Source organism: Ancylobacter aquaticus (assembly GCF_004339465.1).
In the GTDB taxonomy this organism is placed as follows: Bacteria; Pseudomonadota; Alphaproteobacteria; order Rhizobiales; family Xanthobacteraceae; genus Ancylobacter; species Ancylobacter aquaticus.
In genome coordinates this window covers 936,999-954,415 of sequence record NZ_SMFY01000002.1, presented here as the reverse complement: position 1 = coordinate 954,415, position 17,417 = coordinate 936,999, and the positions used below count along the sequence as shown (strand labels likewise).

At 66.9% G+C, this 17,417-nt stretch carries 18 protein-coding genes; 7 read left to right on the top strand and 11 right to left on the bottom strand.

The window, feature by feature from the left end; genetic code table 11:
- Nucleotides 1–47: 47 nt before the first annotated feature.
- Nucleotides 48–179: a hypothetical protein gene (locus tag EV667_RS23075; protein ID WP_280960226.1), complete on the bottom strand. Its 132-nt coding sequence runs from the start codon at nt 177–179 to the stop codon at nt 48–50.
- Between the two features lie 192 nt (nt 180–371).
- Here EV667_RS23075 and EV667_RS13950 point away from each other — a divergent pair, with 192 nt between their 5' ends.
- On the top strand, nt 372–1,049 hold the full coding sequence (locus EV667_RS13950; protein WP_131835917.1) for a superoxide dismutase: 678 nt from the start codon (nt 372–374) through the stop codon (nt 1,047–1,049).
- Between the two features lie 4 nt (nt 1,050–1,053).
- On the opposite strand, the gene EV667_RS13945 is transcribed toward EV667_RS13950, so the two are convergent.
- Both EV667_RS13945 and EV667_RS13940 read right to left on the bottom strand, forming a co-directional pair.
- Nucleotides 1,054–1,227: a DUF1328 family protein gene (locus EV667_RS13945; protein WP_131835916.1), complete on the bottom strand. Its 174-nt coding sequence runs from the start codon at nt 1,225–1,227 to the stop codon at nt 1,054–1,056.
- A gap of 96 nt (nt 1,228–1,323) precedes the next feature.
- A complete protein-coding gene (locus EV667_RS13940) occupies nt 1,324–2,670 on the bottom strand; it encodes an MFS transporter (protein ID WP_245516142.1) in 1,347 nt (448 codons plus the stop codon).
- Nucleotides 2,671–2,768: 98 nt separating this feature from the next.
- On the opposite strand from EV667_RS13940, the gene EV667_RS13935 reads away from it, so the two are divergent.
- Both EV667_RS13935 and EV667_RS13930 read left to right on the top strand, forming a co-directional pair.
- Entirely contained in the window at nt 2,769–3,683 is a 915-nt protein-coding gene (locus EV667_RS13935) for an aldose 1-epimerase family protein (RefSeq protein WP_131835915.1), read from the top strand.
- Nucleotides 3,684–3,685: 2 nt separating this feature from the next.
- Complete coding sequence (locus EV667_RS13930) at nt 3,686–4,171, top strand: hypothetical protein (protein WP_131835914.1); 486 nt, start codon at nt 3,686–3,688, stop codon at nt 4,169–4,171.
- A gap of 100 nt (nt 4,172–4,271) precedes the next feature.
- Here EV667_RS13930 and otsA read toward each other — a convergent pair whose 3' ends face one another.
- The 3 genes from otsA to otsB are packed head-to-tail and all read right to left on the bottom strand — an operon-like array spanning nt 4,272 to nt 8,241.
- Nucleotides 4,272–5,693: an alpha,alpha-trehalose-phosphate synthase (UDP-forming) gene (otsA, locus tag EV667_RS13925; RefSeq protein ID WP_131835913.1), complete on the bottom strand. Its 1,422-nt coding sequence runs from the start codon at nt 5,691–5,693 to the stop codon at nt 4,272–4,274.
- The gene (locus tag EV667_RS13920; protein WP_131835912.1) at nt 5,678–7,474 is read right to left on the bottom strand and encodes a glycoside hydrolase family 15 protein; all 1,797 of its coding nucleotides are present in this window, start codon (nt 7,472–7,474) and stop codon (nt 5,678–5,680) included. The genes otsA and EV667_RS13920 overlap by 16 nt, the downstream gene beginning before the upstream one ends.
- The gene (otsB, locus tag EV667_RS13915) at nt 7,471–8,241 is read right to left on the bottom strand and encodes a trehalose-phosphatase (protein ID WP_131835911.1); all 771 of its coding nucleotides are present in this window, start codon (nt 8,239–8,241) and stop codon (nt 7,471–7,473) included. Before otsB ends, EV667_RS13920 begins: the two co-directional genes overlap by 4 nt.
- A 315-nt stretch (nt 8,242–8,556) precedes the next feature.
- On the opposite strand from otsB, the gene ettA reads away from it, so the two are divergent.
- Complete coding sequence (gene ettA, locus EV667_RS13910) at nt 8,557–10,212, top strand: energy-dependent translational throttle protein EttA (RefSeq protein WP_131835910.1); 1,656 nt, start codon at nt 8,557–8,559, stop codon at nt 10,210–10,212.
- Nucleotides 10,213–10,363: 151 nt separating this feature from the next.
- A complete protein-coding gene (gene tam / locus EV667_RS13905) occupies nt 10,364–11,131 on the top strand; it encodes a trans-aconitate 2-methyltransferase (protein ID WP_131835909.1) in 768 nt (255 codons plus the stop codon).
- A gap of 3 nt (nt 11,132–11,134) precedes the next feature.
- Here the strand turns inward: tam and EV667_RS13900 are convergent, their stop codons facing one another.
- Complete coding sequence (locus EV667_RS13900) at nt 11,135–11,614, bottom strand: VOC family protein (protein WP_131835908.1); 480 nt, start codon at nt 11,612–11,614, stop codon at nt 11,135–11,137.
- Nucleotides 11,615–11,746: 132 nt separating this feature from the next.
- On the opposite strand from EV667_RS13900, the gene EV667_RS13895 reads away from it, so the two are divergent.
- On the top strand, nt 11,747–12,970 hold the full coding sequence (locus EV667_RS13895; RefSeq protein WP_131835907.1) for a lytic murein transglycosylase: 1,224 nt from the start codon (nt 11,747–11,749) through the stop codon (nt 12,968–12,970).
- A 54-nt stretch (nt 12,971–13,024) separates the two neighbouring features.
- Here EV667_RS13895 and prmB read toward each other — a convergent pair whose 3' ends face one another.
- Nucleotides 13,025–13,966 carry a 50S ribosomal protein L3 N(5)-glutamine methyltransferase gene (gene prmB / locus EV667_RS13890; RefSeq protein ID WP_131835906.1) on the bottom strand — a complete coding sequence of 314 codons (942 nt, stop codon included), beginning with the start codon at nt 13,964–13,966 and terminating at the stop codon, nt 13,025–13,027.
- A gap of 240 nt (nt 13,967–14,206) precedes the next feature.
- Here prmB and EV667_RS13885 point away from each other — a divergent pair, with 240 nt between their 5' ends.
- Nucleotides 14,207–14,491, top strand: coding sequence for a hypothetical protein (locus EV667_RS13885; protein ID WP_131835905.1), 285 nt, complete (start codon nt 14,207–14,209; stop codon nt 14,489–14,491).
- Between the two features lie 18 nt (nt 14,492–14,509).
- Here EV667_RS13885 and EV667_RS13880 read toward each other — a convergent pair whose 3' ends face one another.
- The 3 genes from EV667_RS13880 to EV667_RS13870 are packed head-to-tail and all read right to left on the bottom strand — an operon-like array spanning nt 14,510 to nt 17,409.
- Nucleotides 14,510–15,421 carry an SGNH/GDSL hydrolase family protein gene (locus tag EV667_RS13880; protein WP_131835904.1) on the bottom strand — a complete coding sequence of 304 codons (912 nt, stop codon included), beginning with the start codon at nt 15,419–15,421 and terminating at the stop codon, nt 14,510–14,512.
- Nucleotides 15,422–16,204: an SGNH/GDSL hydrolase family protein gene (locus EV667_RS13875; protein WP_245516141.1), complete on the bottom strand. Its 783-nt coding sequence runs from the start codon at nt 16,202–16,204 to the stop codon at nt 15,422–15,424. It lies immediately after the preceding gene.
- Nucleotides 16,205–16,215: 11 nt separating this feature from the next.
- Nucleotides 16,216–17,409 (bottom strand): OpgC family protein, encoded by a 1,194-nt coding sequence (locus EV667_RS13870; protein ID WP_131835903.1) that lies wholly within the window; start codon nt 17,407–17,409, stop codon nt 16,216–16,218.
- Nucleotides 17,410–17,417 lie beyond the last annotated feature (8 nt).

The window sequence follows — 17,417 nt, the reverse complement described above, 5'->3', positions numbered from 1 at the left end:
GCCCCCGCGCGCCCTGAGGGCGCCTGGGGGATCGTGCCGCCTGGCGCTCACTCGCCGGGGATTGGGTGGTTCTGCCGGCGCGACGCCCTGGTCGACACCTCGACATAGGCGAGGGTGGCGGCGAAGCCGCCGAAGGCGATCACGGTGACGGCTACGAAAAACAGGGTCTCGGTCGGCATGGTGTCCTCCTGCGTTTGCAGGGAGACTAGCCGTGCCCCCGGCGCGCGCCTTGCGCCAGATCAAGCGATGCGCCAGGTCGAGCGTGCGCGGGGTCGAGCGTGCGCGGGGTCAAGCCATGCGCCCGGGCGGAGGAACCATTCTCCCGCCCGGAGATTGGCGCAGGGGGGCTGGCTTCATCAGGGAGCCTGTCCATGCTGAACCGCCGCACTCTGTTCGCCGCCACCGGCACGATGCTTGCCGCCGCCACGCTCGGCCGCCCGCACATCGCCCGCGCCGCCGCGCCCTTCGCGCAGCCCGCGCTGCCCTATGCCGAGGACGCGCTGGCGCCGACCATTTCCGCCCGCACCGTGGGACTGCATTTCCACAAGCACCACAAGGGCTATTTCGACAAGCTGAACCGCCTCGCGGCCGGTACGCCCTATGCGGAGCTGTCGCTGGAGGAGGTGGTCGTCCGAGCCAAGGACGAGAGCGAGGCGGCGATCTTCAACAATGCCGGCCAGGCATGGAATCATAATTTCTACTGGGCGCAGTTCGCGGGCGGGGCCTCGGCCCCGTCAAAGGCCATGCTGGAGGCGGCCGACCGCGATTTTGGCGGCATCGAGCCGCTGAAGGCGCGCATGGTCGAGATCGGCGACGGGGTGTTCGGCACCGGCTGGGTCTGGCTGGTGGAAGATGATGGCAAGCTCGACGTGATCGGCCTCGCCGATGCCGGCAACCCGATCGCCGAGGGCGTCACCCCGGTGGTCGGCATCGATGTGTGGGAGCACGCTTACTATCTCGACTGGGAGAACCGGCGGACGGCACACATCAAGGCGCTGCTCGACGAGCGGGTGAACTGGGCGGCGGCGGGCGAAAGGCTGGGCGCCTGACGCCTTACGACACCGCCTTGTCGACAAGCACGGCGAAGCCGACCAGCAGCAGGAAGCCGAGGAAGAACAGGCCGAACAGCACCAGCGAGATTTTGCGCGCGAGCTGCGACACGCCGGTCATGCCGATGGCGCCAGCGATCATCGAGATCACCAGGAAGATCACGGCGAATTTGATCATGCGAAAGTTCCCGTGCGGGGCGGGTGGCTGGTGCGGTATCAACGCACGGGTTGGGGATCGGTTCCGGGGGCCTCAGCCCCCGTCGGGGCGCCCGTCCTATGTCGTCGGCATGTCGCCGGAACCGGAATCGTCCGGCGCGGGCGGCACGGCTTTCGGCGCTGCCGGCTTTTCCGGGGCGGGCGAGGTGGCCCGGCGCCAGCGGCGCAGGCGAGCAAGCGGCACCTCCGGACGTTCGATTTCCTGACGGGGCACGGTGCCGGTCGCCGCCGAGGCGATCGGCTCGCTCCTGGTGTCGACCTGCCGCCCCCGCTCGCGCAGCAGGATGCGCCACAGCACGAACAGCAGCAGCAGCCCATAGGCGCCGGCGGTGAAGAAGAACAGCGCGCCCGGCCCATAGAGCTGCATGCCGAACGCCGCCAGCGCCGGGCCGACCACCGAGCCGAGGCCATAGAGCAGCAGCAGCCCCGCCGCCGTCTCCACCGCCTCGGAAGGGGCGGTGCGGTCATAGGCGTGGGCGGCAGCCAGCGAATAGGCCGGCAGCGAGAGCGCGCCATAGACCATGCCGAGCAGGCTGAGGCCAAGCAGGCCGAAGGGCAACGCCCCCAGCGCCAGCCCCGCCAGCGCCGCGCCGACCAGCAGTGCGGCAAGGATGCGGCGGCGGTCCATGCGGTCGGAGAGATAGCCGATCGGCCATTGCGCGAACGCCCCCGCCACCACCACGGCGCTCATGAAGGTCGCCGCGCCGTCCGACGTCATGCCCCGGCCGATGCCGAAGATCGGCCCCAGCGACCAGAGCGAGCCATTGGTGAGGCCGATGGCGAAGCAGCCGACCATGGCCACAGGCGCGGCCCGGAACAGGCGCGGCAGCCGGATGCGCGCCGTCTCGATCGGCGCCGGCTGGGTGCTGGAACCGATCGCCACAGGCAGCACCGCCAGCGAGAAAAGGATGGCGGCGATGGCGAACAGGTCGAAGGCGCGCACCGGGTAGAGCGTGATCATCATCTGGCCGGCGGTGAGCGCGGCATAATCGACAATGACATAGGCGCTCATGACGAAGCCGCGCGTCTGGTTGGTGGCGCGGTCGTTCAGCCAGCTCTCGATCACCAGATAGAGCCCGGCGAAGCAGAAGCCGGTAATGGTGCGCAGGGCGAACCAGGTGAAGGGCTCGATGAACAGCGGATGCGCCATCATCGCCGCCACCACGCCGGAGGTCAGGGCGGCGAAGGCCCGGATATGGCCGGTGCGGCGCACCAGATGCGGCACGGCGAGGCAGCCGACGACGAAGCCGAGATAATAGCTCGACCCCAATATGCCGAGATTGATGGCGCTGAAGCCCTCGAAGGCGCCGCGCAGCGGCAGCAGGGTATTCTGCAGGCCACTCCCGGCTACCAGAAAGAACACGCCGAGCAGGAGCGCGGCGACAGGGCCGAGAGTCTGGGCCATTATGGGAACCGGACGATGAGGGTGGCGGGCGCGCGGAATCCTTGTTCCGCAAGGTCCCGTTAGACCTGATCTTTGGCGAAGTCGAGACGGGGATTGGTATGAGCGAGGGTGCGGTGCGGCTGAAATCGGAATTTCTGCAGGTCGAAATCTCGCCCCAGGGGGCGGAGATGGTGGCGCTGACCGACCGCGAGGGGCGCGACCTGCTGTGGAACGGCGATCCGGCCTTCTGGACCGGCCGCGCGCCGCTGCTCTTTCCCATTGTCGGGCGGCTGCCGAACGATCAGTTGCTGCATGAGGGCCAGGTCTATTGCATGGCGCAGCACGGCTTCGCCCGTCGCCGCGCCTTCACCCTGGAGGAGGCGACGGATAAGGTGGTCCGGCTGGCGCTTCACGACGACGAGGAGACGCGCAAGCAGTACCCTTTCCACTTCTCGCTCACCGTCACCTACACGCTCGCCGAGGCGACGCTGACCATCGAGGTCGAGGTCGCCAATACCGGCGAGGGGGTGCTGCCGGCGAGCGTCGGCTTCCACCCGGCCTTCCGCTGGCCGCTCCCCTATGGTGGCGCCCGGAAGGACCACCGGCTGGTGTTCGAGAAGGCGGAAGCGGAGGCGATCCACCGCCCGGTGGGTGGCCTGCTCTCCACCGCCACCGAACCCAATCCGGCGGTGGACGCGATCCTGGAGCCGACCGACGCGCTGTTCGAGCGCGACGCGCTGATCTTCCTCGACCTGCGCTCGCACCACGTGCGCTTCGGCGTGCCGGGCGAGCCGGGACTGGAAGTGGCGTTTCCCGACATGCCGCATCTCGGCCTCTGGTCGAAGCCGGGCGCGCCGTTCCTGTGCATCGAGCCCTGGGCCGGCTACGCCTCGCCCGAGAGCGGGCCGAGCGAATTCACGGAGAAGCCGGGCCTGTCGCTGATCGCTCCCGGCGACACCAAGCGCTTCGCCATGGCGATCCGCTGGCTGCCGGATGTCGGTCGGCTGATCGGCCCGCATGAGGCGGGGGTTTAGCCATGCGCGGTGCGCCGATGCCGGCGAAAGCTGGCCGGAAGACCGTCTCTCTGCTCGACCTTTTGCGCGGTGAGAGCCTGCTAGGCATCAGTGTCGACGATAGCCGTGGAAAAGTAATAACCGAGCTTGGAGAGCCTACGCACCAAGATGTTTTTGTGGCGTCTGGCGATAAGCTATATAAATATCATGATATTGAAATGGCATTTTTTCGAGATAACGATCAGTTATACTACGTTGTTTTATATGGAAAAGGCAGGGCGGGAAAATTTCGATGTCCGTGGTTTATCACGCATAGAGGTAGAATAACCCGCGATATAAGTTATAAAAGGATGATTAACTTACTCAAGAATTATAAAATTGAATATTGTTCACGGAAGAGTGTCGGAGAAGACGATAAAAGAATTGATATCAAAAATGGAGAAATAATCTTTTTTAAGAATGATGAAGGAGCTTTCCTTCTCTATGGCATATACTTAAATAAAATATAAATTTTTATTTGTTGGATTGCTCGTTTTTGCCCGCTTGGGTCGGGGATAACTTGGGTGCGGCGCTCGCCCCAATCGCAGGTGGGACGAGCGCCGCTCCGGTTCACTGCGGCCGGGCATGTCCCCATGTCTCGCCGGCCGGGCCGAACTGGTCGGTGACAGTCGTCAGTTCGTCGATGAAGCGCTGGCACCAATGGTGGATGGTGTTGGTCTCCACCTTTTCCATATTGGTACGCCAGCGCTCGCGGCGCTCCTCAAGGGGCATGATGAGCGCCCGGTCCATCGCCGCCGCCATGCCCTCGATGTCGTAGGGGTTGACCAGCAGCGAGCCCTTCAGCTCGTCCGCCGCGCCGGCGAAGCGCGAGAGCACCAGCACGCCGGGGTTCTCCGGGTCCTGCGCCGCGATGTATTCCTTGGCGACCAGGTTCATGCCGTCGCGCAGCGGCGTCACCACGCCGACCCGCGCGCGGCGGTAGATGGCGGCGAGCGTGGCGCGCTGGAAGGGGCGGTTGAGGTAGCGCAGCGGCACCCAGTCGAATTCGGCGAACTCGCCATTGATCGCGCCACCCAGCTCTTCCAGCTCGCGGCGCAGCGCCTGATACTCCGCCACTTCGCTGCGCGAGAGCGGCGCCACCTGCATCATCGTCACCTTCGAGCGGTGCTCGGGATAGCTGCGCAGCAATTCGCCGAAGGCGGCGAACTTGCCGGGCAGGCCCTTGGAATAGTCCAGCCGGTCGACGCCGACGGCGAGGTCGCGGCCGGCGAGGCTCTCGTTCAGCCGGCGCTCCTCCTCGCTGCCGACGGACTTCACGGCGTCCTTGACGAAGGCGTCGGCGTCGATGCCGATCGGGTAGGCGGCGACGCGGAAGCGACGGTCCTTGAGGCCCACCGTGCCGCCCGGTGCGATCCAGCCGCGTATCTCGGAGGAGATGTATGTCAGCAGCGCCCGCACGTCGTTCTCGGTCTGCAGGCCGACGAGGTCGTAATGGGAGAGGTCGTCCACCAGCGCGGCATGCGAGGGCAGGCTGAGATAGACTTCCGGGGTCGGCCACGGAATGTGGTGGAAATAGCCGATCCGCCCCGCAAAGCCGAGCTTGCGCAGCTCCGCCGCGAGCGGGATGAAATGGTAGTCATGCACCCAGATCATGTCGTCGGGCTTGAGCAGGGGCAGCAGCGCGCGGGCGAAATGCTCGTTTACCCTGCGATAGCCCTCCCAGTCGGCACGGCGGAACGTCAGCAGGCCGAGCCGGTAATGGCACAGCGGCCACAGCGTGCCATTGGCGTAGCCGGCATAATGGGCGCGCTGGTCCTCGGGATCGAGGTCGAGCAGCGCATAGGTCACGCGGCCGGAACGAAACACCTTGGGCGCTTCCGGCGGATTGACCTCGGTCTCCCCGCTCCATCCGAACCACAGCCCGCCGCGCTGGCTGAGAGCCTCGCGCAGGGCGACCGCCAGGCCACCCGCCTTGGCGGCGCGCTCCTTTGGCGACGCTACCCGGTTCGAGACGATTACGAGCCGCGCCAAAAGGCTTCCTCCCATGTCTTCGACAGACGCATTGCCGTGTCGATCAGGCCGACCATCGAATAGGTCTGGGGGATGTTGCCCCACAGTTCGAGGGTCTGGTTGTCGATGTCTTCCGACAGCAGCCCGGCCGGATTGCGCCGGGCGAGCAGGCTGGTGAACATCTCGCGCGCCTCGTCGCGGCGGCCGATCAGGTCGAGCGCGCCGGCATACCAGAACGAGCAGATGGTGAAGGAGGTCTCAGGCAGGCCGAAATCATCCTCGCCGGCATAGCGCATGAGGTAGCCATTGCGCTTGAGTTCGCGGCCGATGGTTTCCACCGTTGCGATGTAGCGCGGATCGTCCGGTCGCACGAAGCCGAGTTCGGCCAGCAGCAGCAGGCTGGCGTCGAGCTGGCCGTCCTCTTCCGCGTCGACGAAGGAGCCGCGCGCCTCGTCCCACGCGAATGACATGATGCGGGTGCGGATGTCGTTGGCGTTCTGGGTCCAGAACGCGGCGCGCTCAGGCAGATCCAGCACCCGGGCGATGCGCGCCAGCCGGTCGCAGGCGGCCCAGCTCATCACTGCCGAGAAGGTGTGCACGCGGCGCTTGCCGCGCAGCTCCCACAGTCCGGCATCCGGCTCGAAGGCGAATTCCACCGCCCGCGCGCCGACGCCTTCCAGCAGCTCGAACAGCGCCTTGTCGCCGCGGTTGGGGAGGCGCTCGTCGAAGAACATCTGCGCCGCCGCCAGCACGACATGGCCATAGCCATCGTTCTGCACCTGCTCGCCGGCCTGGTTGCCGACCCGCACCGGGCCCATGCCCTGGAAGCCTGCGAGAGCGGGGGCGAAGCGCTCCTCCAGCGGGGTGCCCGGCACGATCGAATAGACCGGCGCCAGCCGGCCCGAAGGCTCGGAGGCGATCACCGTGGTGAGGTAGCGGATATAGTCTTCCATCGTGCGGGTGGCGCCGAGCATGTTCAGCGCCCGCACGGTGAAATAGGAATCGCGCAGCCAGCAGTGGCGGTAATCCCAGTTGCGGATCGAGTGCGGCGCCTCGGGGATCGAGGTGGTGAGCGCGGCGACGATGCCGCCGGTCTCCTCGAAGGCGCAGAGCTTGAGCGAGATGGCGGCGCGGATGACCGCGTCCTGCCATTCATAGGGAATGGAGAGGTAGCGCACCCATTCGTGCCAATATTCGCGGGTCTTCTCCTCGAAGCCGCGCGTGGTTTCGGCGATGCTGGCGGGGAAGGGCTCGTCCGGCCCCAGCACCAGCGTCGCCTCCTTGCTGAGGACGAAGGGGCGCTCCTCCATCACATAGACGATGGGCAAGTCGGTGGTGGCACGCAGCGTGACGTCGTCGCCGGTAAAGCGCATGTGGTTGGAGCCGCGCACCGGCGCCGGGCGCTGTTCGCCCCAGTTGAAATGCGGGCGCAGGCGCAGCGTCACCCGGCACATGCCGGTGATCGGCTCGATGCGGCGCACCAGCATGGCGGGGCGGTAGATGCGGTCATAGAGTTTGAAGCGCGGCGCGAAGTCGGTGATCCGCAGCTTGGCGCCCTGGTCGTTCTCCAGAATGGTCTCGATGATCGCGCTGTTGGTCTGGTAGCGGCGCGTCGCCTTGACCTGCCCCTCCAGCACGACATCGAAGAAGCCGGCTTCCGGCTCGGTGCCGCCCAGCAGCGAGGAGAACACCGGGTCGCCGTCAATGCGCGGCCAGGAGCACCAGGCGATGCGCCCGTTGCGGTCGATCAGCGCGGCGATGGTGCCGTTGCCGATGGCGGCCAGATCGAGATTGGTGCTCACGTGTTCACACGCTCCAGTGCCTTGGGAAGATCGGTTAGCCAGCGGCGCACCTCGCTGGGCGAGGCCAGCTTGAAATCGGCCTGATCGGTCGGTCGGGCGCCGACGGCAAGGGCGAGGCCGCCGACGGCGCGGACGGCGCGGAAGCCGTCCTCGTCGGTCACGTCGTCGCCCAGGAACACCGGTCGGCGGCCTACGAACAGGGCGGAGTTCATCAGCTCCGCCACTGCCGTGCCCTTGTTGCGGCCAGCCTGCCGGACCTCGATGACGTATTTGCCCTTGAGGAATTCCACGCCGACGTCAATGCCGATGCCGAGCGCCATCACCCTGTCCATGATCGCCTCGCCGAACTGCGGCACGGCGCGGAAATGCACGGCCAGCGACAGCGGCTTGTGTTCGACATAGACCCCGGGCCAGGTCGAGAGAACCTCGTCGAGCGCCTGCTCCAGCGGCTTGCGCCATTTCGGCAACGGGATCGGCACCGAAGGCGCGTCGGGGGCGAGGCGCACCTCCGCCCCGTGCTGGCCGGAGGCGGCCAGGCGGGTGGGGGCGAAGCGGCGGTCCATCCATTCGATGGTGCGCCCCGAGACCAGCGCCACAGCCCCGTCGAGCGCGAGCTGAAGCTGCGCCAGAAGGTCCGGCAGGTCGGTGGGGATGCTCACGCCCTCGGGATGGTCGGCGTGGTCGATCAATGTGCCGTCAATGTCGAGGAAGAGGGCCCAATCGGGTCGGGGAAGCAGGGAGAGGGTTTCGGTTGGTGCTGTCGCCATGCTGTCGGTATATCCGCCCGGTTCCGGCTTCTTGAGGTAAAATGATAATGAACGTCACCCGGCGCGCGTGCCGGCAGTTGTCAACGCCCGAGGCCCGGAGGCGTTCCGGTACCCCCGGGCAAAAAACCATTCGGCCTGTCAGGGCCCACCGCGGCGCGACCTTTGGCCCCGCCGGCGCCGATTGGCGGGCGGGTCTTTACCCGACGGCCTTGCCGCTCAACGGTGCGCGGTTTACATAGCGCGCAACTCACACCGCATGACGCCGCGGCCTCGCGGCCCGATCTCGGCTCGGCCCGAAGCGCAGGAATTTGGCACATGGCTTCCTATCAGTACGTCTACCACATGCACGGCATGTCCAAGGCCTATCCGGGCGGCAAGAAGGTGCTCGACAATGTGCACCTCTCCTTCTACCCGTCGGCCAAGATCGGCATTCTCGGCGCCAACGGCTCGGGCAAGTCGACGCTGCTGAAGATCATGGCCGGCCTCGACAAGGATTTCTCCGGCGAGGCCTGGGTGGCGGAGGGCGCGCGTGTCGGCTACCTGCCGCAGGAGCCGCTGCTCGATCCCGCCCTGTCGGTGCGCGAGAACGTGATGCTCGGCGTGGCCAAGCAGAAGGCGATCCTCGACCGCTACAACGAACTCGCCATGAACTATTCCGACGAGACGGCGGACGAGATGACCGCCCTCCAGGACGAGATCGAAGGCCAGGGCCTGTGGGACCTCGACAGCAAGGTCGACCAGGCGATGGACGCGCTCGGCTGCCCGGAGGAGGGTGCTGACGTGTCGAAGCTCTCCGGCGGCGAGCGGCGCCGGGTGGCGCTGTGCCAGCTGCTGCTCTCGCAGCCCGAGCTGCTGCTGCTGGACGAGCCGACCAACCATCTCGACGCCGAGACCACCAACTGGCTCGAAGGCCATCTGCGCAACTATCCCGGCGCGATCCTGATCGTCACCCATGACCGCTACTTCCTCGACAACGTGACCGGCTGGATTCTCGAACTCGATCGCGGCCGCGGCATTCCCTATGAGGGCAACTATTCCTCGTGGCTGTCGCAGAAGGCCAAGCGCATGGCGCAGGAAAATCGCGAGGACGAGGCCCGCCAGCGCGCGATCGCCTCCGAAGCGGAGTGGATGGGGGCCTCCCCGAAGGCCCGTCAGGCCAAGAACAAGGCGCGTATCCAGCGCTATGACGACCTGGTGAAGAAGGCGTCCGAAAAGGGCCCGACCACCGCGCAGATCGTCATTCCGGTGTCCGAGCGGCTCGGCAACAACGTCATCGAGTTCAACGGCCTCAGCAAGTCATTCGGCGACAAGCTGCTGATCGACGACCTCTCCTTCAAGCTGCCGCCCGGCGGCATCGTCGGCGTCATCGGGCCGAACGGCGCCGGCAAGACCACGCTGTTCCGCATGATCAACGAGCTGGAAAAGCCCGATGCCGGCACCATTACCGTCGGCGAGAGTGTTCAGCTCGGCTATGTCGACCAGAACCGCGACGCGCTGAACGACAAGAAGACCGTGTGGGAGGAAATCTCCGGCGGCAATGAGGTGCTGTATCTGGGCAAGCGCGAGATCAATTCGCGCGCCTATTGCGGCGCCTTCAACTTCAAGGGCGGCGACCAGCAGAAAAAGGTCGGCATGCTCTCGGGCGGTGAGCGCAACCGCGTGCATCTGGCCCGTATTCTCCAGCAGGGCGCCAACGTGCTGCTGCTGGATGAGCCGACCAACGACCTCGACGTCGAGACCCTGCGCGCGCTGGAAGAAGCGCTGGAAGACTTCGCCGGCTGCGCCGTTATCATCTCGCATGACCGCTTCTTCCTCGACCGCATCGCCACCCACATGCTGGCCTTCGAGGGCGATGGCCATGTCGAGTGGTTCGAGGGCAACTTCCACGACTATGAGGAAGACAAGAAGCGCCGCCTCGGCGTCGACGAGATCGTCCCGCACCGCATGAAGCACAAGAAGCTGACGCGCTGAGGGGTGGTACTCCCTCATCCCCGGGCTTGACCCGGGGATCCAGCCCGGCCGCGTCGCGGCGGATGGAAGAGTGAATCCCCGGGTCGAGCCCGGGGATGAGGTCGGACGGTTCGCCTGCCCGGACGGCCGGCGGGTGAAAGGGGCGAGCGCGATGGCCGACGACTGGAATCCCGCCCTCTATCTCGCCTTCGAGGATGAACGCACCCGCCCGCCGCGCGACCTGCTGGCGGCGGTGCCGCTGGAGCGGGCCCGCCGGGTGGTCGACCTTGGCTGCGGGCCGGGCAATTCGACCGAGCTGCTCGCCGCCCGCTGGCCCGATGCCGAGGTGATCGGCGTCGACAACTCCCCCGCCATGCTGGAACAGGCCCGCGCCCGGCTTCCCGCCGTCCGCTTCGAGCTGGGCGATCTCGCCTCATGGGCCCCGGCGGAGGGGACGGACCTTCTCTTCGCCAATGCCGTGTTCCAGTGGGTGCCGGACCATCTCGACGTGCTGGCGCGACTGCTGGAGGGGCTCGCGCCCGGCGGCGTGCTCGCCGTGCAGATGCCGGACAATGTCGCCGAACCCTCGCATCTGCTGATGGAGGAGACCGCCGCCGCCGGCCCGTGGGCGGACCGAGTAGCCGGGATGGCACGCGACAGGTTGCCCGGCGTGGGCGCCTATTACGACCGGCTGGCCCCGCTCGCCCGCCATGTCGACATCTGGCACACGCTCTACAACCATCCGCTCGCGGGCGGCGGCGCCATCGCCGAGTGGTTCCGCTCCACCGGCCTGCGGAGCTATCTCGCCCCGCTTGATGAGACGGAACGCGCGGCTTTCCTCGCGGACTACACGGCGCGGCTGGAGCAGGCCTATCCCGTCCGCGTCGACGGCCGTGTGCTGCTGCGCTTTCCCCGGCGGTTCATCGTCGCGGTGCGCTGAGCGTCATTTGCCGTCCAGCGCCCGCTGGAGCCCGGCAAGGTCGATCTTGACCATGTCCATCATCGCCTTCATCACCCGCGCCCCGGCGGCGGGGTCGGCATGCGCCTTTTCCACCAGGTCGCTGCTGTTCACCTGCCAGGAAAGGCCGAAGCGGTCCTTCAGCCAGCCGCAGGCCTGGTATTGGCCGCCAGCCCCGAGCTTCTCCCAGTAGAAGTCGATCTCCTCCTGCGTGGCGCAGTCGATCAGGAACGAGGTCGCCTCGCTCAGCTTGAAGGTGCTGCCGCCATTGATGGCGCCGAACCGCACGCCGTCGAGCTCGAACAGCACGACGAGCACGCTGCCGGTCGGCCCCGGCGTGTCCTCGCTGTTGTGGCCGACGGTCACGATGCGGGAATTGGGGAACACCGAGACGTAGAAATCGGCCGCCTCCTTCGCCGTGCCGTCGAACCAGAGATAGGGGGTGATGCTCTGCTTCAGTCCCATGTCGTGCCTCCTGCTGCCGCCGGCTCCAGCGCCGGCCTTCCAAGGACGTGCGAGGCGCCGGCGATCCGACAGGTGCCCGTTCTGAACCGGCAGTGATTTTCCGATCGCCCGTCACCGCGCTACATAGGGCATATGCGCTCCATGATCCGCCTTGCCCTCATCGCCCTTTCCGTTCTCGTCCTCCCGGTCACGGCCTTCGCCGATGCCGGCTTTGAGCGCTGGATCGCCGCGCAATGGCCGGCGGCGCAGGCGATGGGCATTTCGCGCGCCACGTTCGAGCGCGAGACCGCCGGGCTGGAGCCGGATTATGGGCTTCCCGACCTCGCGCTGCCCGGCAAGCCGAAGGCACCCGACCGGCAGGCGGAATTCGTGCAGACCCCCGCCGCCTATGTCTCGGACAAGGCGATCGGCACCTATGCGGCGCGCGGGCGCAAGCTGGCGGCGCAGTACCGCGCGGAGCTGGCCGCCCTGGAGCGCCAGTTCGGCGTGCCGGGGCCCGTCCTGCTCGCCATCTGGGCGCGCGAGACCTCCTATGGCGGCGCCAAGCTCACCCATGACGCGCTGCGCGTGCTGGCGACGCAGGCCTATGTCGGCCGGCGCAAGGACGAGTTCCGCGCCGAGTTTCTGGCCGCGCTGAAAATCCTCGACGAGGGCCATGTGAGCCGGGCCGGGATGAAGAGCTCCTGGGCGGGGGCGATGGGGCTGACCCAGTTCCTGCCCACCGGCTATCTCGCCTATGGCGTCGATCTCGACGGCGACGGCACCGCCAATATCTGGACGAATGTGCCGGAGGCGCTTGCCGCCACCGCCAGCCTGCTGAAGGAAAAGGGCTGGCAGAGTGGCAAAAGCTGGGCCTATGAGATCACCGTTCCAGCCGGCTTCGACTGCACGCTGGCGGAGCCCGAGACGACGCTTTCGATCGGCGAATGGCTGAAGCGCGGGGTGAAGATCGCCGGCGGGCGCCGCGTGCCCGCTTCCGCGCTGCGGGACGAGGCGTCCATCATCATGCCGGCCGGTCCCTATGGGCCGGCCTTCCTGACGCCGGCCAACTACTTCGTGCTCAAGAGCTACAATTTCGCCGACCTGTATGTGCTCTATGTCGGCCATCTCGCCGACCGCATCGAGGACGATCGGCCCTTCGCCCATGACTGGGAGAGCATCGCGCTGGTGAAGACGCGCGATCTCGAATTCATGCAGAAGGTGCTGGCGAGCAAGGGCTTCTACACCGACAAGATCGACGGCAAGGCCGGCATGAAGACCCGCGCCGCGCTTGGCGCCTACCAGAAGGCCAACGGCCTGCCGCTGGATTGCTGGCCGGATGCCGCCGTGCTCGCCCATATGAAGAAGGGCGGCTGACGGGCGACCGACCCCGCATGCGGCCTGCGGCCGTTCCGGGATGACGGTATGGGATCAGCGCGGCATGCGGTTGATGACGCGCAGGTCGTTGTTGACCGCGAGGTCGGCGGCGGAGAGCCAGAACACCTCGCCCTCGCTGTCCTCGGTGTCGAGCCAGAGGAAGGGCAGATGGGGGTACTCCGCCTCCAATATCTCCTTGCCGGTGCCGATCTCGCAGATCATGCCGCCGCCAGGCGACAGATGCGCCGGGGCGGCGGCGAGGATGCGGCGCACGATGTCGAGGCCGTCCGGCCCGCCGTCAAAGGCGAGGCTCGGCTCGTGGCGGTATTCCGCCGGCAGCGCCGCCATCGCCTCTTCGTCCACATAGGGCGGGTTGGTGATGATGAGGTCATAGGCCTCGCCGGAGAGCGGGCCGAACAGGTCGCCTTCTAGCAGCCGCACACGCCCGGCAAGCTGATGCTCGGCGACGTTCTCTGCGGCGAGGGCGAGCGCGTCGGGGGAGAGGTCTACGCCATCCACCAGCGCGTTGGGGAAGGTCATGGCGGCGAGAATGGCGAGGCAGCCCGAGCCGGTGCACAGATCGAGAACGCGCGCCACGCTTTCCGGCTGCGGCACCAGCGAGAAATCGCCGCCGGTGAACAACTCGCCGGCCATCAATTCGCCGATGAAGGAGCGCGGCACGATGGCGCGCGGATCTGAGCGGAACGGCACGCCGCCAATATAGGTCTTGCCGAGTAGATAGGCCGCCGGCTGGCGCGTGGTGCAGCGCTGCTCGATGAGGGCGGCGAGATGCGCGCGCTCCTCCCCGGTCAGCCGCGCGTCGAGCCAGGGCGAGAGGTCGTCCACCGGCAGATGCAGAGCCTCCAGCACCATGAAGGCGGCCTCATCAAGCGCTTCGCTGGTGCCGTGGCCGAAGGCCAGCCGGGCCTTCGTGAAGCGGCTGACCGCGTAGCGCACGAAGTCCCTGACCGTCTTCAGATCGTCCGCTGCCGCCATTGTAGCTCTCCCCGGTTTCGCGCAAGGGTCAGCATGGCGGAGCGGGGAATGCAAGCCGGTCAGGGTCCGGGGAGGACGCTGCGGGCTCGTCATCGCGGCGTGACGGGCCGCTCATCGGCGGCCTTGTCATCGCGGCGGACGGGCTCCTGGGCTTGTCATCGCGGCGTGACGGGCTCCTGGGCTTGTCATCGCCACGTGACGGGACGATAGGAGGGGGCCACTTTCGCACGGGGATATTCCATGGCCGAGGCGCCGGACGACGAAATCACGCTTGTCATCGACCGCTCGGTCGCCGTCGTGCTGTTCGAGTTCCTCTCGCGCACGGTTGACGACGCCGATGGCGAGGCGATGGCCGACTTTATCGAGGACGAGGCGGAAATCCCCGCTTTATGGGCACTCCTCGCGGGGCTGGAAAGCGTGCTGACCGAGCCGATGGCGGAAGATTACGAGCGCCGCGTGCTCAAGGCCCGCGACGCGGTGATGAAGCGCTTCGGCGGGGCGTTTTCCGGCAAGGGCGACGACTGAACCGGCGACGACCGAAACTCAGGGCGCCGCGCTGGCCGAGACAGGCGTCGCGACAGGGACGCCGTCGGGAATGACGTCCACCGCAGAGATCCCCAAGCCCGTTGCCGTAGCGGACGTTGCCGCAACCGGCTTGGCGGCGACGGGTCTGGCCGACCCGCTCACATCGGCGGCGCGCTGTTGCGAGTCGATATTGGCGACAAGGGCGCGGCCGAGGTCGCGGGCGAAGCAGTTATAGCCCCAGTCATTCATGTGGAACTGGTCCTTCCACAGGAAGGATTCGAAGCCCATCGACGCCTTTTCGTGCCAGTCGCGCATCAGCGCGAAGCGCGGATAGACCGCCACGCCTTCCTCGGCCGCGACCTTGGCGATCAGGTTGACCATCGGCCCGCTATCGGCGTCGGCGAGCACGCGCGGGGCGTATTGCGGATCGACCAGCACGAGGTCGGCCCCGATCGCCTTCACCCGGGCGATGGCCTCGTGCAGCAGCGCGTCGGCGGCGGCGAGGCCGCCCTCGCGGAACAGGGCGTTGACGCCGGACTGCCAGATCACCAGCGTCGGCTTCAGCGCCGCGACATCGGCGTCAAAGCGCGCCAGCATTTCCGGCGCGTCCTGGCCGTTGATGCCGCGATTGAGGACGGCGATGTCGGCGGCGGGAAAGCGCTCGCGCAGCATCGCCTGCAGCCGGTTGGGATAGGCGGCATCGGGGATGCTCGCCCCCGCCCCGGCGGTGGACGAGGAGCCGATGGCGACGATGACCACCTTCTCGCCGGCGCGCAGCTTCGCCGAGGTGCGGGCCAGCGGCGCGTTCAGCTTGGCGAGCGTTTTCGAGGCCGGGCAACTGGCCGGGATCACCGTCTGCGCGGCGGATGGCAGCGCGGTGGTGACCAGGAAAGCGGACAAAGCGAGGGGGGCGAGGAGGCGCAGGTGCATCTAGCGGGAACCGAGCGTTCTAAGGTCGACGCCATCGACGATCATGCCGACCAGAAGGCGGCCGATGCAGCTGTGCACATCGTCGAACAGCGAGGGGGAGGGGCGGGCGGTGTCGAAGTCGAAAATGCCTTCGTCTTCCCAGAACCGCATGATGGCGTAGCGGTCGAAGAACGGTACCCCTCCGAGGCGCGCCGCCCAACGCAGGGCGTTGGTGTAGGCGCCGATATCGAAGGCGAAGGCGGTGCGGGGGCTGTATTGCGGGCTGACCAGGATGACGTCGGCGCCCGCCTCGTTGATATAGCCGATGCCGGTGTCGACCGCGTCGGAGAAGGTGGAGGTCTCGGCGCCAAGAATGGCGTCGAAGGTGCCGGTTTGCCAGATCACCAGCGCCGGCCGGGCTTCCGCCAGCAGGGCCGGGAGGTCGTCGCGGATGGTCTCGGCGGTCGCACGCGGCTGGCTGCGAGTCGTCACCACGACGCCGCCTTCGGGATAGCGGGCGCGCAGCGTTTCCTCGATATAGCTGGGGAAACTGCGCAGTGCGACGGTCTTGCCGCCTTCAGAGCCGGCAAGTGCCGGCCGCTTGGCCGTGGTGGCGCTGTTCACCACGAGGATGGTGGTCGCCTCGTTTTTCTCCAGCGAGCGCGCCAGGCGCGGCAGGGAGAAGCCGGCCCGGGTGAGGGCGGAGGGCGCCGCGCACACCTTTCCCGTCTCGGCAGCGGCACCGGAGGCGCCGCCCAAGGGAAGGACGCTTGCGAACAGAATACCCCAGATCCAGCGTTTCACGTCGAACCGCGCTAGCCAGCCTTCTTGCGCGCCATCCTGTCGCGCTCGGCGCGAGCATACCACGACAGCAATGCCGAAAGACCTACCATTAAGGCGATGCCGGACACGCTCATCGTCAATTGCATGAACAGTGATCCGGAAACCTCGTTCAGCACGAAATGTGCGGCAAAAGAAAGGAAGACGCCGAAACAGAACACTTCGAGCGAGTGCTGACCGCACATGATCAGTGGTTTCAGGACGTCCCAACGCAAGAACGCCGCCTGAACAGGTATCAGCCTGACGATGACCACCGCCAGCGCCAGAAAATGCGCGAACCGCAGCACGGAGAGGTCGGTCTTGCTGATGGGGTAAATGATGTCGCCGATGGCCGGTGGCACCAGCCCTTCCATCGGGGGCCAGTACCAGCTCGTCACCACCGCCAGCGAGAGTGCGAGATAGAGCACGGACAGGACCAGCACCACCCGCGACTGCACCAGCCCGGTCAGCCGGTCGCTGCCGCCCAGCCCGCACCAGCCGCCGAACACGAACATCAGCTGCCAGGCGAAGGGATTGAAGAACCACGTCCGGTCATCGGGATAGCCCGGGAGGTTAAAGCCGAGGAACTGGACCGCCAGCCAGAGCAGGAAGGAGGCGACGAGTGCCCCGTCGGCCCATCGCTTCAGCGCCCACAGGATGGGCGGGAAGGTGGCGAGCAGCACGATGTAGAGCGGCAGCACGTCCATATTGGCGGGACGGAACTTCAGCAGCAGCGCCTGCACCAGCGCCACGTCGGGCTCGGCGAGGAACTGCAGCGCGCCCATCTCCTCGGCATAGAGCGGGTTCTCGAAGCTGCCGACGACATAGGAGATTTCGGCGAGATAGATGACGAACAGGAAGATGAAGGCGACATAGAGCTGCCATGCCCGGCGCAGAATGCGCGCCGAGGTGACGAGTACGCCGCTGGAATCGAGCTGTCGCCCATAGACCATGGCGGCGGTGTAGCCGGAGATGAAGACGAAGATCTCGGTGGCGTCGGAAAAGCCGAAATTGCGGTTGGTGATCCAGTTGCCGACATTGTTGGGCACGTGGTTCAGGAAGATGAACCACAGTGCCAGCCCGCGGAACAGGTCGAGCCGCAGGTCGCGCCCGGAGGCGGCGGCGGTCGGGGCCGGCCTTTCGGCCGGCTCCGGGGATGTGTCCGCCGTCGCGGTGGGGGGCGTTGGCACCGTTAGGG